This window comes from Micromonospora sp. NPDC049529, from assembly GCF_055586685.1.
This window is the reverse complement of the sequence record NZ_JBVJHT010000014.1, coordinates 23,208-38,478: the sequence shown is the minus strand read 5'-3', so window position 1 is coordinate 38,478 and position 15,271 is coordinate 23,208. Positions and strand designations below refer to the sequence as shown.

Genomic DNA, 15,271 nt, shown 5'->3' with positions numbered 1-15,271 from the left:
CGACGGTAACGTCAAGCCCGAACGGTGTGCCCACCCGCGCCCGGGTGACGACACCGCACGATTGGGGGGCCAGATGTTGAAGAAGCTGCACGAGATGGGCTTGCGGTCGGACCACTGCTACGCGGCGGGTTTCGCGAGTATCGCCCTCTCCTTCGGCTGCTGGTTGATGTCGAAGCAGTTCGAAAAGGCGGAAATCGACCGGGCGGACCGCTGGGGCATCTTCGTCGGCGAGTGGGCGCCCACGTTCATCGCGCTCGGCAACGGCCTACAGGCGTACGAGAAGTAGGAAACTCCCCGCAGGCCGACCCCGGTCAGCGGCGGCGGGTACGGGAGCGGGCGGCCCGCAGCCGACGCAGCCGGGCCACCAGCACCGGTTCGGCGGCGAGCGCGGCCGGGTTGTCCAGCAGGCCGTTGAGCAGCTGGTAGTAGCGCGTCGCGGAGATGTCGAAGGAGTCCCGGATCGCCTGTTCCTTGGCTCCGGCGTGCTTCCACCAGCGCCGCTCGAAGGCGAGGATCTCCCGCTCCCGCCCGGTCAGCACGGCAGCCCGCGCGGACGTCGACTCCGGCTCGGGCGTCGACTCCGGCTCGGCTCGCTCGGGACCGTGGTCGGGTTCGTGGTCGGCGACCGAGTCCGGATCGGTTCGCTGCTCCGGGCCGACCCGCTGGCCCGGTACGACCGGCCCCGTGCTCGCCGCGACAACCGGTCCGGTGCTCGCCGCGACCGCCTGCTCGGCGTGATCGTCGCCGTCGGTGGCTGGAGCGTCAGCACCCGGCTTCATGGCGCTCCTCGTTGACTTCGGCAGCCGCACCCGCCGTACGGCCCCACCAGCCTAATCGCGCCCGCCCCGAAGTCCCAGGTCCCACTGCGCGGGGTTGGCCGACGACCGGCCCCGATCAGGTGACGTCGCGGCGGCGCATCGCCCAGATCGTGGCGGCGAGCACCAGTGCCGTACCGATGCCGAAGACCAGGCCGGAGTCCTGCCAGGTGAGGACGAGTTCGCCGGGCACGCACTCGCCCTGGCGAAAGTTGCACGACTCGTAGTCGAGGAGCGTCCACGACTTCTGGAACCAGGCGAGCGCATACGTGGACAGGACGTACCGGTCGCCGAACGGGGTGCCGATCAGGCCCATGATGGTCCGTACGCCGATCTCGCTGACCACGGTGACGCCGACCGCGACCCCGAGCGCCATCGCGGTGTGCCGACCCAACGAGGCCAGGCCGAAGGCGATCGCGGCGACGGCGAGCACCAGTCCGACCGCGCGCAGGCCGGAGAGCGCGAACGACTCCCAGACGCCCCGGGTCAGTTTTCCGGTCACCCCGTCGTACCGGCCGATCAGCCAGAACGCCGCCGTCCAGAGTGCCCCGAGCACCAGGCTCAGCCCGAGAATCGTGCTGAGCAGCGCGGCGAGCTTGGTAAGTAGCACGGTCAGCCGTTTCGGCCGCCAGAGCAGCAGGTTGGTCATCCCGCCGGTGTGCCACTCCGCCCCGACGTACGAGGCGCCGACGACGAACCCGAACAGCGCCAGGATGCCGGCGAAGATGGCGATGAAGGCGCCGAACTCCTTCCGGAAATCGAACTGGTACGGCATGAACCACTGCGCCTGGAAGTTGTCCCGGGTCGGTGCCCACTCCCGCCCGCAGTCCGGCGGGAACTGCTCCACACCGGCACCGGCCGCCTTCGCCGCCTCGCAGGCGCGTACGGATTCGTCGTGGTAGCGCACCTGCTCCTGGTACGCCGCCTCGGCCCGGACCTCGGCGGCGGCCACCTGCGCCGGACCGACCTTGTGGCTGTTCACGGTGAACGCGATCGCGATGCCGGCCAGCCCGAGTACGACCAGGCCCAGCATCAGCCGGGTCAGCCGGCGCTTGAAGATCCGGCGCAGTTCGGTGGTGTAGAGGCTCATACTCCCCAACCTCCCGGTGTACCGCCGGATCCGGCGGCCCCTGGATCGGTGCCGCCGACGAGCGCGGACTCGTCGACCTGGCGGTGTTGACCGGGCACCGGTGCGGTGGCGGTCAGGTCCAGGAAGACGCTCTCCAGGTCGGCGGTGACCGGGACCAGTTCGCTGACGTACAGGTCGTGGCCGGCGAGCAAGCGGCTGACCTGGGCGGGCTGTTCGACGCCGTACACCATCAGGTGGTCGGCTTCGGTGGTCACCCGGGCGCCGGACCGGGCCAGCACCTCGGCAGCCGCCGGCAGTTCGGTGACCGCCTCCAGGCGTACCCGCAGGCCGCTGCCGGCGTGCTGGGCGAGGACCTGGGAGACCGGTCCGGCGGCGACGCGCCGACCGCGCGAGATGATGGTGACGGAGTCGCAGATGAGCTGCACCTCGCCGAGGATGTGGCTGGAGAGCACCACCGTCATGCCGGAGGAGGCCAGGTTGCGCATCAGCGCCCGCATCTCCCGGATGCCGCCGGGGTCGAGGCCGTTGGCCGGCTCGTCCAGGATCAGCAGTCGCGGGTTCTTCAACAGCGCGGAAGCGACCGCCAGCCGCTGCTTCATGCCCAGCGAGTAGGACCTGACCCGGTCACCGGCCCGGTCGCGCAGGCCGACCAGTTCGAGCACCTCGGTGACCCGTGTCTGGGGCACCCCGCCGGCACCGGCGAGCAGGGAGAGGGTGTCGGTGGCGGTGAAGTTCGGGAAGAACTGCGGGCTCTCGACGATCGCGCCCACCGAGCCCGCGACCTCGGGCAGGGCGGCCGGCACCTCACGGCCGAGGATCGCCATCCGGCCGTCGTTGGCCCGGAGCAGACCGAGCAGCGTACGCAGGGTGGTCGTCTTACCGGAGCCGTTCGGACCGAGGAAGCCGTGCACCTGCCCCGCCTCGACCAGCATGTCGAAGCCGTCCAGGGCGTGTCGGGTGCCTCGGCGTCTACTCCGGTAGGTCTTCCGCAGACCCTCGATCTCCAGTACGGCCGTCAACGCCGACCTCCCGTGCAACGGTTGCGACTCGCGCCACCGTAGTCGATGTGTCGGCCCGACATGCCCCGAACACGGAAAACGGCCGCTTCGGTCAGGCGGTGATGACGTGTACGCCGGCCTGGCGGAAGCCCTCGACGATGGTCGGGTCCGCGCCGGAGTCGGTGACCAGGGTCTCGACCCGTTCCACCGGGCAGATCCGGGCGAAGGCGTGACCGCCCAGTTTGGAGGAGTCCGCGATGATCACCACTCGCTTCGCCCGCGCCACCATCAGGTTGTTCATCGACGCCTCGCCCTCGTGGTGGGCGGCCGCGCCGAGTTGCACGTCGATCGCGTCCACCCCGAGCAGGGCGACGTCCAGGGTGACCTCGCGCAGCAGCGCCCCGCCGAGCGGTCCGACCAGTTCGAACGACTGCGGGCGGACCACGCCGCCGGCCACCACGATCTTCATCCGGGACCGGACCAGCAGTTCGTTGGCGATGTTCAGCGCGTTGGTGACGACGGTGAGCTGGGAGCCGTCGGCGCTGGTGTTGAGGTCGGGCCGGACGGCGAGGGCGCGGGCGACCTCGGTGGTGGTGGTGCCGCCGTTGAGGCCGACCACCATGCCGGGCGCGACCAGTGCGGCGGCGGCGGTGCCGATACGCTGCTTCTCGGCCGAGTGCTTGGCGGTCTTGTACCGCAGCGGCAGGTCGTAGGAGACTCCGTTGGCGACCGCCCCACCGCGGGTCCGGTTGATCATCTGCTGCTGGGCGAGCTGGTCGAAGTCACGCCGGATGGTCGCCTGCGAGACGTCGAGCCGCGCGGCGGCGTCCTCCACGCTGACCCGGCCGCTCTCGGTCAGCAGCTCCAGCAGTGCGTTCCATCTCGCGTACCGGTCCACCGCGAGCCTCCATGCACGTACGGTGATTGATTGCGTGCACACTAGTGCGCGAAACTACGGTGACGCAAAGAGTACGTCTGCGCGAAGCTGCACCACAGTTGCCAGGCCGAACGTGTTTCGAGCAGAATAACGCGCGAAAGACGGTCGGAACGAACGGTATCGCGCAGCAGTTCACGCCAGCGAGGGAGCCCTGATGGCGTACGTCGACGCGGAGATCAACAGCCAGCCCGACTGCTGGTTGCAGGCCGCCGCACTCGCCGGCCCGTCGGCCGACGCACTACCCCGACGGGGCGAGCGGGTCGCCGTCGTCGGCTGCGGCACCTCCTGGTTCATCGCCATGGCGTACGCCGCCCTGCGCGAACGCGCCGGCCACGGCGAAACCGACGCGTTCCAGGCGTCGGAGTTCCCCACCGGCCGCCACTACGACCGGATCATCGCGATCACCCGCTCCGGCACCACCACCGAGGTCCTCGACCTGCTCACCGAGGTCCACGGCCGGACCGCCAGCACGGTCATCGTCGGCGACCCCGCATCACCCGCCGTCGGGCTCGCCACCACGAACGTGCAGCTGCCCTTCGCCGACGAGCGATCCGTGGTGCAGACCCGCTTCGCCACCAGCGCCCTGGCGCTGCTGCGGGCACACCTCGGCGAGAACCTCACCGCCCTGGCCCACGACGCCGAGGTGGCCGTACGCGCTCCGCTGCCGGTCGACCCGGCCCAGATCGAACAGGCCACCTTCCTCGGCCGGGGCTGGACCATCGGGCTGGCCCAGGAGGCCGCCCTGAAGTGCCGGGAGGCGGCCACCTTCTGGTCCGAGGCGTACCCGGCGATGGACTACCGGCACGGCCCGATCGCCATCGCCGGCCCCGGTCGGATGGTGTGGGCGTTCGGCGACATCCCGGAAGGGCTGGCCGAGGAGATCACCACCACCGGCGCCGCCTTCGTCCACAGTCGCACCAACGGCACCCACACCGTGCTCGGTGACTGGGCCGCCGGCCGTACGGCGCTCGACCCGATGGCCGACCTGATCCTCGCCCAGCGGTTCGCGGTGGCCCTCGCCGCCACCCGTGGCCTGGACCCGGACACCCCGCGCAACCTCACCCGCTCCGTGGTGCTGACGTGACCCAGGCCGCCCCGCCGGCCCGGTCCACCCCGCCCACCGATCCGTCCGTCGTCATCGCGCTCGACGTCGGCGGCACCGGCATCAAGTGCGCGCTGGTCCGTCCCGACGGCACCAGCCACCACACCGAACGGCACCCCACCCGCGCCGACCGGGGACCCGACGCGGTGGTGCGGACCATCCTCGACGTGGCCGGGGGCCTCGCCGACCGGGCCCGCGCCGACGGGCTCGACCCGGTGGCCGTCGGCATCGCCGTGCCCGGGGTGGTGGACGAGGCCGCCGGGGTGGCGGTCTGGTCGGCGAACGTGGGCTTCCGCGACGTACCGCTGCGGGCCCTGGCCGGCGAACACCTCGGGCTGCCGGCGGCGCTCGGCCACGACGTGCGCGCGGGCGGCATCGCGGAGGCGCGGATCGGCGCCGGCCGGGGCGGCCGGTACGTGCTCTTCGTCGCCATCGGCACCGGCATCGCCGCCGCGCTCACCATCGACGGTACGGCGTTCGTCGGCGCCCACGGCGCGGCCGGCGAACTCGGGCACATCGTCGTACGCCCCGACGGACCCCGCTGCGGCTGCGGCCAGGTCGGCTGTCTGGAGGCGGTCGCCTCGGCCGCCGCCGTCGGCCGCCGTTACACCGAACTGGCCGGTCGACCGGCGAGCGCCGCCGAGGTGGCCCGCCGGGCGGTGGCCGGGGAGAAGCTCGCCACCCGGATCTGGCAGGAGACCGTCGAGGCGCTCGCCGACGGGCTGCTGACCGCGCAGGCGCTCTACGACCCGGCGGTGGTGGTGGTCGGTGGCGGCCTGGCCGAGGCGGGCGACGAGCTGCTCGTCCCGCTGCGGGCTGCCCTGCGCGCCCGGTTGACCTTCCACCGGGAACCGGAGCTGGTCCCGGCCGCGCTCGGCGACGAGGCCGGCTGTCTCGGTGCCGCCCTGCTCGCCCTCGACGCCATCGGCACCGCCCCCATCCCCGACCGCTAGTAGGAGCCCTCGTGACGGAACGCGTGACTGGCAAGGTGGTTACCCCGACCGGAGTCATCCGGCAGGGTTGTGTGGAACTCGACGGCGAGCGGATCACCGCGGTCGCCGAGTACCCGTCGATCCGGGACGGGAACTGGATCGTGCCGGGCTTCGTCGACATCCACACCCACGGCGGCGGCGGGCACACCTTCACCACCGGGGACGCCGACGCGGCCCGCGCGGCGGCCGGTTTCCACCTCTCGCACGGCACAACCACCCTGCTGGCCAGCCTGGTCAGTTCGCCGACCGAGCTGATGCACCAGGCAACCTCCGCGTTCGCCCCGCTGGTGAAGGAGGGGGTGCTCGCCGGGGTCCACTTCGAGGGGCCGTACCTGTCCGAGGTCCGGTGCGGGGCGCAGAACCCGGAGTTCCTGCGCGACCCGTCGCTCGACGAACTCGGCGAGCTGATCGACGCCGGCGAGGGCGCGATCCGCATGGTCACCATCGCCCCGGAGCGTCCCGGTGCACTGGACGCGATCCAGCTGCTCGTCTCCCGTGGGGTGGTCGCCGCGGTCGGGCACACCGACGCCACGTACGAGCAGACCACGGCCGCGGTGAACGCCGGGGCGACCGTCGCCACCCACCTGTTCAACGGGATGCGCTCGCCGCACCACCGCGAACCCGGCCCGGTCTTCGCGCTGCTCGGCGCCCCGGGCGTGGTCTGCGAGCTGGTCGCCGACGGTATCCACCTGCACGACGGCACGCTGCACTTCGCCGCCTCGGTCGGCGGCGCGGACCGGTCCGCCCTGATCACCGACGCGATGGCCGCCGCCGGCATGCCCGACGGCGAGTACGAGCTGGGCGGTCAGGCCGTCGTGGTGGCCGACCGGGGGGCCCGGCTGGCCCGCGACGGTGCCATCGCCGGCAGCACCCTCACCATGGACGCCGCCCTGCGCCGCGCGGTAGAAGCCGGGATCGCCCTCCCCGACGCCTGTCGGATGGCCTCCACCACCCCCGCCCGCGCCATCGGCCTCGGCGACCACCTGGGCGCCCTGATCCCCAACCACCGCGCCGACCTGGTGGAACTCGACGACAACCTCCAGGTCGTCCGCGTCATGCGCGCCGGCACCTGGCTCCCCTAACCCCCTAACCCCCTCCCCCCTCCCCTCCCCCTTCCCCCCTCCCCGCGCCGCCTCACTCCACCCGCGATCTAGGGCAAATGGTTGCTAGTTGATCTTTATCAACAACCATTTGCCCTAGATCGCGTTCAGGGGACGGTGGGGCGGCGGGAGAGGAGGGTGTGGGTTAGGGCACCGAGGACGAGTACGGCTAGGCCGGAAAGGACGCTGGTCAGGGGGAGGGTCGCTGCCAGGGTGAGGCAGCCGATCAGGCCCAGGGCGGCCAGCGGTTGTACGGGCAGCCGACGGCCCGGGTCGCGCCCGAGGGTGAGGGCCGCCGCGTTCGTGATCGCGTAGTAGACCAGCACGGTGCAGCTGGAGAAGCCGATCGCCGTACCGAGGTCGCCGAGGCTGACCAGCACGATCACCACGCTTGCCACCAGCAGCTCGGCCCGGTGCGGAACCCGGCGTCGGGGGTGTACGGCGGCGAGCGCGCCGGGCAGGTCACGGCGGCGGGCCATCGCCAGCATGGTCCGGCCGACCCCGGCGACCAGCGCCAGCAGTACGCCGGTGACGGCGACCGCCGCGCCGACGCGTACCGGCCAGGTGAGGGCGGGTAGGCCGGCGGCGGTGACCACGTCGGCCAGTGGTGCCGACGAGGCGGCGAGCCGGTCGGCGCCGAGCACCGAGAGGCTGATCGCGGCGAGGCTCAGGTAGACCAGCAGCACCAGGCCCAGTGCCAGCGGCACCGCGCGCGGGATCGTCCGCTCCGGATCGCGTACCTCCTCGCCGAGGGTGGCGATCCGGGCGTACCCGGCGAAGGCGAAGAAGAGCAGCCCCGCGGCGCCGAGTACGCCGTACCCGCTGATGCCGGCGCTGTCGGTGAGCCGGGACGCGTCGAGGGACCCGGCGGTGAGGCCGACGATCGCGACCACGCCGAGCACGGTGAGGGTGGCGGCCACCAGCCAGCGGGTGGCGCGGGCGGTCTTGGTGATCCCGCCGAGGTTGACCGCGGTGACGGCGAGCACGGCGATCACCGCGACGATCCTGGCCTGCCCCGGCCACAGGTAGGCACCGATGGTGAGTGCCATCGCGGCGCAGCTGGCGGTCTTGCCGGCGACGAACGCCCAGCCGGCGAGGAAGCCGGCGAGGTTGCCGAGCCGCTCCCGTCCGTAGACGTAGGTGCCGCCGGACTCGGGGTAGCGGGCGGCGAGCCGGGCCGAACTGGTGGCGTTGCAGTAGGCGACGAAGCCGGCGACGGCGAGCGCGGTCAGCAGGCCGGTGCCGCTGCCGGCGGCGGCGGTCGCCGGGGCGAAGACCACGAAGACGCCCGCGCCGAGCATCGAGCCGAGTCCGATGACCACCGCATCGGGTACGCCGAGCCGCCGGTCCAGCCGTGCTGCCGTCGCCTGTTGTCGCTCCACGGCCGGCAGCCTAGGAGGTGGAGGTGAACACTCCGGGTCGGTCGACGCCGCCGGGCAGGCGGGGCAGTGGGACATCGTCCCAGGGCACGCGGGTGAGCAGCCGGTCGACGAAGAGCCCGAGCAGCAGTCCCGCGACGCTGTCGGTGATCCAGTGGAAGCTCAGGTAGGTGGTGGTGCAGAAGACGATCGCCGGGGGCGCGATCCGGATCGCCAGTGCCAGGCCGGCGGGCGGGTGCGGTCGGCCCAGCGTACGCAGCAGCGCGACCAGGAGCAGGGAGATGACGCCGTACCAGATGATGGCGTTGGCGACGTGCCCGGACGGATAGGACATGCTGTATTCGTCGACCGGCAGGTGACTGTTGAAGATCTTGACCGACTCGGCGGGCGGCAGATCCGAGCTGGGTGCGGCCCGGTCGGTCCAGATCTTGAACGGCCCGATGGTGACGTACGTGGCGACGAACGCGGCGGCGACCACCAGCAGCGGCCGGATCGAGCGGGAGCGCAGGCCGGTGGCGATGCCGAGGATCGCGGCGAGCGGGGTGAGCAGCCAGCCGCCCTGACCGAGGTAGTTGAACACCCGGGCGAACCAGTAGGCGACGTCGGGGCGGTGGGTGTCGCTCCACTCCCGTACGGACTGGTCGAGGCCGTATAGGTGGCCGTTGGCGAGGGCGAGGGTGATTCCGGCCAGGCCGATCAGCAGCAGTGCGTCGAACCACCAGCCGGCCGGGTACACCGGCCGCAGCCGAAAAGCTGATCGCCGTACCGTCCCGGTCCCCCGCCCACTGTCTCGCACCCGCCCACGCTACCCCGCCCCCACACCCCGCCCCCGTGCCCGCACACACCCCCCACTCCCCCCGCCCAAGATCCGCACACTTACAGAGAATGAGTGGTAATTACGCCCTCCCAAGGCACGTTTTCTCTACAAGAGTGGGGTCCTGACCGGGGTGGGGGTGGGTGGTGTGTGACGGGACACGGTGGGGGGTGGGAGCGGGGGTGGAGGCGGCATGCTGGTCTCCGTGCGTATTACTTCGGCCCTCGTGGATCCGGCACTGCTCGATCTACCGTGGTCGACGCCGCTGGAGCAGTGGCCGGCTGACCACCTGGTAGCCCTTCCGCAGGGCATCTCCCGGCACATCGTCCGTTTCGTCCGCCTGGCCAACACCGTGTACGCGGTCAAGGAGACCGGCGAACGTGTCGCCGAGCGCGAGTACGACCTGCTCCGGGCCCTGGAACGGATCGACTTCCCGTCGGTGCAGGCGGTGGCGATCGTCGCCGACCGGCAGGACGACGCCGGGGAGCCGCTGGACCCCGTACTGATCACGAAGCACTTGCAGTTCTCGCTGCCGTACCGGGCGCTGTTCTCGCACACGCTGCGCCCGGAGACGATGACTCGGTTGCTGGACGCGCTGGCCGCGCTGATCGTACGGATGCACCTGACCGGTTTCTTCTGGGGCGACTGCTCGCTGTCGAACACCCTGTTCCGCCGCGATGCCGGGGCGTTCGCCGCCTACCTGGTCGACGCGGAGACCGGGGCGTTGCGCACCAAACTGTCGAACGGGCAACGCGGCGAGGACATCGAGATCGCCCGGGTGAACATCTTCGGCGAGGCGCTCGACCTCCAGGCGGCAGGCCTGCTGCACGAGGCCATCGACCCGGAGGAGGTCGCCGACCAGGTGGTCGAGCGCTACGAGCGGCTCTGGCACGAGATCACGTACGAGCAGCAGGTGGAGCGGGACGACCGGCACGACATCGAGGGCCGGATTCGGCGGCTGAACGAGATGGGCTTCGACGTTGCCGAGGTGGCGATGTCGCTTGTGGACAACGGGCGGTACCTGGTCCGGCCGAAGGTGGTCGACGCGGGTTACCACAGCCGGCGGCTGCTCCGGCTGACCGGCCTGGACGCCGAGGAGAACCAGGCCCGGCGGCTGCTCAACGACCTGGACACCTACCGGGCCGAGAGCGACCTGTCCGACGAGCAACAGTCCGCGCACCGCTGGCTGACCGAGGTCTTCGAACCCGTCGTACGGGCGGTTCCGGCGCATCTGCGCAAGAAACTGGAGCCGGCGGAGCTGTTCGTGCAGATCATCGAGCACCGGTGGCGGTTGTCCGAGCAGGCCGGGCGGGATGTCGGGCTGGCCCCGGCGGTGCAGTCGTTCCTGGCCGACGTACTGGTGCACCGGCCGGACGAGCAGGCGGTGCTGGGCGTACCCGTACCAGCCATAACGGGCTGATAGGCACCGCTACACCGTCAGGAGTACGGGGCGGAGGCGCTGGGGCGGCCGAGTGCGTCTGCCATGCCCCACGGTCCGCATAGGTGAAGCAGGGCGATCTGTCCCAGTTCGGGGGGCACGGCGGCCTTGACCACCAGGTGATCCGCGTACGGCTCCAGGCCGAGCACGGTACGCAGCAACGACAGCACCGCCCCCGCTGACCACCCCTGCGGGCTGGTGGCCGTGGGAAAGCGCACCGGGGCGGTGGTGAGCTGCCGGTCGTAGCCGGCGAACGCCTCGGGCAGCCGCCCCTGGAAGTAGCGCGCCGCCTCGAACGTCACCCGCGCGATCGTTCCCGCCTCGGCCGCGTACCCGTAGCGGCGCAGGCCCTCGGCGATGATCGAGTTCTCGTACGGCCAGACGGCGCCGACGTGGTAACCGACCGGGTTGTATTTTGCCTCGCCGTCGGCGAGTGTGCGCACTCCCCAACCGGAGAAGAGTCGGGGCCCGAGCAGGTGCTCGACCAGGGCGTCCGCCCGGTCCGGCTCGACGATGCCGCTCCAGAGCAGGTGTCCCAGGTTCGAGGCGAGCGCGTCGACCTGGCTGCCGTCGGCCTCACGGGCCAGCGCGTAGTACCGCCGGTCGGGCAGCCAGTAGTCCCGGTTGAACCGTTCCCGCAGCTCGGCGGCCTGGTCTTCGAGTCGGTCGGCGTACGCGGGATCGTCCCAGAAGGTGCGAGCCAGCCGGGCACCGCGCACCTTCGCCGCGTACGCGTAGCCCTGCACCTCGCAGGTGGCACGGGGGAAGCCGGGCAGCCGGCCGTCGGCGTAGCAGATCGCCCGCTCGGATTCCTTCCACGACTGGTTGGGCTCCTTGCCCGAGGCGCGGGGCGCTTGGTACCAGAGGTATCCGTCGCCGACCAGGTCGCCCCACTCGTCGATCCAGTGGAGTGCGGCCCGCGCCTCCCGCTCCAACTCGCGGACCAGTTCCGCGTCGCCGGTCCAGCGTTCGTATTCGTCGAGCAGGACGACGAAGAGCGGTGTCGCGTCGACCGAGCCGTAGTAGCGGGCGTTCGGGGTTTCCCGGAAGGCTGCGGCCTCGTTCCAGCGAAGCAGGTGGACAATCTTCCCGGGCTCCTCCTCCCGGAAGTCGTCGAGCTTCGTCCCCTGGAAGGCAGCCAACGTCCGCAGCGTGGTCGAGGCCAACTCGGGCAGGTAGGGCAGTGTTTGCAGGCTGGTGAAGATGTTCTGCCGGCCGACCACCGTGTTCAGCCAGGGCAGGCCGGCGGACGGGATCGGGCCGATGCCGTCGAGCCCCGGAATCCGCAGCGCGGCCAGATCGACCAGGCTCCGGCGGTACGCCTCGGCGAGCGGCTCGTAGTCACACTCCAGCCGGGGTGCATGGGCGACCCACTGGTCCAGTTCCTCCCGCATTCCCTCCTTCGTCTTGCGCATCAGGGCTTCCTTGCTGGCGGTGTCCTCGCCGCCGGGCGCCCACATGTCGGTCATCACCCGAAACGAGGTGGTCCAGCTCCCCTGGGCCGGAATCAGGACGGTGAAGGTCATCCCGCCCTGGTCGACCCGCGCCGCCTCAGTGGTCTGTATCAGCGTCGCCCGGTGGAATTTCTCGCGGACGTAGCACAGGTGCAGGTGGTTGTCGCCGGCCTCGTGGTAGAACCTCCCCTTCTTCCCGGGTCGAGGGTCGTCGTGTACGTCCGGGAGGCTGATCCGGTCGACGTCGGCGAAGTCGCTGGCCGCATCCAACCGGATCGTCACCTCGGCCGGCTCACCGCTGCTGTTCAGCACCGTCACCTCTTCCTCGAAACCGGCCGCGATCGAGCGGTAGCGGATCACCGAGAGGGTGGTGTTGACGTAGTGCGTCGGTTGACCGGGTACGAGGAAGAATCGCGCCTCGAAATACTGGAGGTCGTCGACGGAGAGCGGGGTCAGGCGCTCCCCGTTGACCGTCAGAATCCACCTGGACAGGAACCGGGTGTCGAGGAAGTAGAGCCCGTCCGGGTCACCGGGGGCCGGGTCAACGTCTCCGCTGCGATCGCTGACGACGTAGGCCAGCCCGGCCAGGATGCTGATCTGCTCAGACTGCACCATTCTGGCCGCCCCCGACGTGATGCCGCCCGCCCGTGCTGGCGCCGGACACCCGCTCCGGGCCGCGCGCGCCCGGTGGGCCGGGCAGCAGGCGTTCGAAGTAGACCAGGGCGCGCTGCGACCCGACGTACGTCACCTCGTGGCGCAGCGTCGCCGTCGTCACGTCGCCCCCGGTCACCAACTGGTCGAACACCTCACCGTCGGCACCGAGTACGCCGTCCGCCTCCCGCTCACCGTCCGGCCAGACGGAGAGGCCCTTGTCGCTCACGGTCAGGTACCAGTGGGTCATGCCGTCGGGCCGGCGCAGGTCGATGCGTACGGTCGCCGCGAAGCCACGGGGCAGCAGATGGATGCGCTGCCGCGCCGGACCCGCGAAGTACTCCCCCGTCCGGTCCACCCATCCGCCTCCTCCGAGCTGGCCCGTCCGGCCCGCGTGCACGGGTCAGGGTCAGCGTGACCCGGCGAAGGTTGGTTCTGCATCACCCCGATGGGATGAGCTGTCTTCTCAGGCGGGAGGCTGTTTCAGTCGGCGGTCGGACGTAGCCTGGCCGTCCAGTAGGTCAGGTCGGAGTGGTGCTCGACAAGGGTGACGGGCTCGCCGCACGCCTGCTGGATCAGGTCGGCCGCCTCGTCCAGGTCGCCCGGGTTGTGGTCCCAGTCCCCGTTACGGAACATCCGCAACCCCACGTCCGTACGGTCGTAGCCGATCACCTCGGCCGCGTCGGGCGGCACCAGCACGATCGTGTACCGGTGGGGCCGGCCAGAACGCCCAGGTCAGCAGGGCGGTGACGACCACCACGGCGCTGACCAGCCACCACCCGGTGGTCAGGATTGCAGGGTCATCTCTCCGACCCGCGGTTCCACCCGAGCACGCCGGCGGCCCGGAAGGAGGGCTCGGGGCGACGGGGTCACCCATGCCGGGTTGCCCGAGGCGCCCATGCCGACGGCCAGGACGAACACGGCCACCGCACCGATCCAGAGCCACACGTCGAAGAAAAACACCTGGGCCGCGAACCCGACGAGCAGCACCCGGGTCGGCAGCGACCGGAACCGCGAGTACGCACCCAGCAGGAGCGCAGCCAGGCAGGCCACGCCGATGAGGCCGTAGTTGTACCAGAAGCTCAGATAGGTGTTGTCGAAAACCTGTGCCTGACCGTCGCCGATACCGGTCCCCTCCAGGTAACGCACGTTCGCCTCCGGCCCGTGGCCGAAGACGACCGTGGACCAGTTGTCGGTGATGCCGTCCCAGGCCGCTTCGATACGGGTGAATCTCGCGTTCGCACTGGCCGAACCGATGGGGTCGGACATGCGTGCCCCGGCCGCCCGGACCGAGTCGCTGGACCGGGTGCTGGAGCTGGAGCTGTTCGGCGAGGAAGCCGACGGAGTCGGGTTGCCCGAGTGGATGGGTGGGTTCACCGCCACGAACCCGAAGGCGATCACGGCGATGGCCACCGCGCTGGCGAGGCCGCGCCAGGAGACCTTGCGCCATTCGTAGAGCAGCCACAGGGTGAGGGCGAGGACCATGCCGACCCACGCGCTGCGCGTACCGGAGAGCACGAGTCCGACCAGGTTTGCGGTGAAGGGGACGTACCAGTACCGACCCCGGACGATCAGCGCGACAAGTGCCATCGCCATGGCGAAACTGCCGTAGATGATGGGATGTCCCGAAAGACCTGCGGCTCGGGTCGGGTCGAACAGCGAGGTGTAGGTCCAGTGGTACGCGAGCTGGTCGAAGATCGGCCAGGTGCCGGACATGCTCTGGTATTTGGCGAAAACGGCGACGGCAACGCTGAACCAGGTGAACGCCTCGGCTATCCGCCTGATCAGCTGGGGATTCCGACGCGATTCTTCGATAACGCGCCAGCACCATGTGCCGATGGCCAGCAGGGGTGCGATGCCGACGATAACCGGTTTGATTCCGTACCAGTGCACCAGGCCGGCGAGCAGCGCCGACGCGGGAAGCAGGAGCACCGCACCGAACAGCATCGGATGCCACCGGTCGTTCCCGGCGCGGAGCACACCACCCCAGACTGCGAGGACGAACAGCAGAAACAGCAGCGTGTAGGAAGGATTGGTCGGATAGCCGAAGTTGATTGTCACCGGAAGAGCGAAGGCTACGATGAATATGGCCCAGGTGACCCTTACCGGATCCTTCATCGCCCAACCGAGTAGTGCGCCGGCACCGACCGCGAGCGAGAGGTCCCACCGGCCGGCCACCAGCAACCCGGCCGCCAGTACGCCAAGACCCAGGCTGAGGTAGCGCGAACGACGCGACATGCTCTCGACCCAGTCCGTCCATACTCGCACCGTGGCATACTACGCACCGACCCGAGCGCCTGTTGGCCCGGCGGTCGCCACCGGCCCGGGTCTGGTTCGACCGTGTCGGCACGATCGAACCGACGGACCCGCAACTGCGCCGAGTCCGGTGCGGGCCCGGGATTGCCTCCACTCACAGGGAAGCAGCCCTCGTTACCCGGTATTAACAAAGCAGTAACCCGGCCGGCAGAAAAGCGGCTCCGCCGGCAGAGTTCTTCGAACTT

The 15,271-nt window shown here is 70.6% G+C and carries 15 protein-coding genes; 5 read left to right on the top strand and 10 right to left on the bottom strand.

From position 1 onward, the window contains the following. Positions 1-73 precede the first annotated feature (73 nt). Entirely contained in the window at positions 74-286 is a 213-nt protein-coding gene (locus ACZ6QQ_RS24360) for a hypothetical protein (RefSeq protein WP_465879340.1), read from the top strand. Between the two features lie 25 nt (positions 287-311). Here the strand turns inward: ACZ6QQ_RS24360 and ACZ6QQ_RS24355 are convergent, their stop codons facing one another. The 4 genes from ACZ6QQ_RS24355 to ACZ6QQ_RS24340 all read right to left on the bottom strand — a co-directional run bounded on the left by ACZ6QQ_RS24355 (position 312) and on the right by ACZ6QQ_RS24340 (position 3,801). Beyond that, the gene (locus ACZ6QQ_RS24355) at positions 312-779 is read right to left on the bottom strand and encodes a DUF3263 domain-containing protein (protein WP_465879338.1); all 468 of its coding nucleotides are present in this window, start codon (positions 777-779) and stop codon (positions 312-314) included. 115 nt (positions 780-894) lie between these two features. Continuing rightward, complete coding sequence (locus tag ACZ6QQ_RS24350; protein WP_465879336.1) at positions 895-1,905, bottom strand: ABC transporter permease subunit; 1,011 nt, start codon at positions 1,903-1,905, stop codon at positions 895-897. Next, positions 1,902-2,924, bottom strand: coding sequence for an ATP-binding cassette domain-containing protein (locus tag ACZ6QQ_RS24345; protein ID WP_465879335.1), 1,023 nt, complete (start codon positions 2,922-2,924; stop codon positions 1,902-1,904). The genes ACZ6QQ_RS24350 and ACZ6QQ_RS24345 overlap by 4 nt, the downstream gene beginning before the upstream one ends. A 91-nt stretch (positions 2,925-3,015) precedes the next feature. After that, positions 3,016-3,801, bottom strand: a complete 786-nt coding sequence (locus ACZ6QQ_RS24340) for a DeoR/GlpR family DNA-binding transcription regulator (protein ID WP_465879333.1) — start codon at positions 3,799-3,801, stop codon at positions 3,016-3,018. A 193-nt stretch (positions 3,802-3,994) separates the two neighbouring features. Between ACZ6QQ_RS24340 and ACZ6QQ_RS24335 the strand changes: the two genes are divergently transcribed. From ACZ6QQ_RS24335 to nagA, 3 genes are read left to right on the top strand one after another with little or no spacing between them, the layout of a single operon-like run. Continuing rightward, on the top strand, positions 3,995-4,924 hold the full coding sequence (locus ACZ6QQ_RS24335; RefSeq protein ID WP_465879332.1) for an SIS domain-containing protein: 930 nt from the start codon (positions 3,995-3,997) through the stop codon (positions 4,922-4,924). Further along, positions 4,921-5,895 (top strand): ROK family protein, encoded by a 975-nt coding sequence (locus tag ACZ6QQ_RS24330; RefSeq protein ID WP_465879330.1) that lies wholly within the window; start codon positions 4,921-4,923, stop codon positions 5,893-5,895. Before ACZ6QQ_RS24335 ends, ACZ6QQ_RS24330 begins: the two co-directional genes overlap by 4 nt. A gap of 11 nt (positions 5,896-5,906) precedes the next feature. Next, positions 5,907-7,016 carry an N-acetylglucosamine-6-phosphate deacetylase gene (nagA, locus tag ACZ6QQ_RS24325; protein WP_465879329.1) on the top strand — a complete coding sequence of 370 codons (1,110 nt, stop codon included), beginning with the start codon at positions 5,907-5,909 and terminating at the stop codon, positions 7,014-7,016. 125 nt (positions 7,017-7,141) lie between these two features. Here the strand turns inward: nagA and ACZ6QQ_RS24320 are convergent, their stop codons facing one another. Both ACZ6QQ_RS24320 and ACZ6QQ_RS24315 read right to left on the bottom strand, forming a co-directional pair. Further along, positions 7,142-8,416, bottom strand: coding sequence for an APC family permease (locus ACZ6QQ_RS24320; RefSeq protein ID WP_465879328.1), 1,275 nt, complete (start codon positions 8,414-8,416; stop codon positions 7,142-7,144). Between the two features lie 10 nt (positions 8,417-8,426). After that, on the bottom strand, positions 8,427-9,158 hold the full coding sequence (locus ACZ6QQ_RS24315) for a phosphatase PAP2 family protein (RefSeq protein WP_465879557.1): 732 nt from the start codon (positions 9,156-9,158) through the stop codon (positions 8,427-8,429). Between the two features lie 262 nt (positions 9,159-9,420). Here ACZ6QQ_RS24315 and ACZ6QQ_RS24310 point away from each other — a divergent pair, with 262 nt between their 5' ends. Continuing rightward, the gene (locus ACZ6QQ_RS24310) at positions 9,421-10,647 is read left to right on the top strand and encodes a DUF4032 domain-containing protein (protein WP_465879326.1); all 1,227 of its coding nucleotides are present in this window, start codon (positions 9,421-9,423) and stop codon (positions 10,645-10,647) included. Positions 10,648-10,664: 17 nt separating this feature from the next. On the opposite strand, the gene ACZ6QQ_RS24305 is transcribed toward ACZ6QQ_RS24310, so the two are convergent. The 4 genes from ACZ6QQ_RS24305 to ACZ6QQ_RS24290 all read right to left on the bottom strand — a co-directional run bounded on the left by ACZ6QQ_RS24305 (position 10,665) and on the right by ACZ6QQ_RS24290 (position 15,038). Continuing rightward, positions 10,665-12,731, bottom strand: a complete 2,067-nt coding sequence (locus tag ACZ6QQ_RS24305) for an amylo-alpha-1,6-glucosidase (protein ID WP_465879556.1) — start codon at positions 12,729-12,731, stop codon at positions 10,665-10,667. After that, a complete protein-coding gene (locus tag ACZ6QQ_RS24300) occupies positions 12,721-13,128 on the bottom strand; it encodes an SCP2 sterol-binding domain-containing protein (protein WP_465879325.1) in 408 nt (135 codons plus the stop codon). Before ACZ6QQ_RS24300 ends, ACZ6QQ_RS24305 begins: the two co-directional genes overlap by 11 nt. A gap of 125 nt (positions 13,129-13,253) precedes the next feature. Continuing rightward, a complete protein-coding gene (locus tag ACZ6QQ_RS24295; protein ID WP_465879323.1) occupies positions 13,254-13,463 on the bottom strand; it encodes a hypothetical protein in 210 nt (69 codons plus the stop codon). A 93-nt stretch (positions 13,464-13,556) separates the two neighbouring features. Further along, positions 13,557-15,038 (bottom strand): O-antigen ligase family protein, encoded by a 1,482-nt coding sequence (locus ACZ6QQ_RS24290; protein WP_465879321.1) that lies wholly within the window; start codon positions 15,036-15,038, stop codon positions 13,557-13,559. Positions 15,039-15,271 lie beyond the last annotated feature (233 nt).

Bases quoted from the DNA above. Each gene is read 5' to 3' on its own strand.
- ACZ6QQ_RS24310 (WP_465879326.1), top strand. From the start codon at position 9,421: ATGCTGGTCTCCGTGCGTATTACTTCGGCCCTCGTGGATCCGGCACTG.
- ACZ6QQ_RS24360 (WP_465879340.1), top strand. From the start codon at position 74: ATGTTGAAGAAGCTGCACGAGATGGGCTTGCGGTCGGACCACTGCTAC.
- ACZ6QQ_RS24350 (WP_465879336.1), bottom strand. From the start codon at position 1,905: ATGAGCCTCTACACCACCGAACTGCGCCGGATCTTCAAGCGCCGGCTG.
- ACZ6QQ_RS24355 (WP_465879338.1), bottom strand. From the start codon at position 779: ATGAAGCCGGGTGCTGACGCTCCAGCCACCGACGGCGACGATCACGCC.
- ACZ6QQ_RS24335 (WP_465879332.1), top strand. From the start codon at position 3,995: ATGGCGTACGTCGACGCGGAGATCAACAGCCAGCCCGACTGCTGGTTG.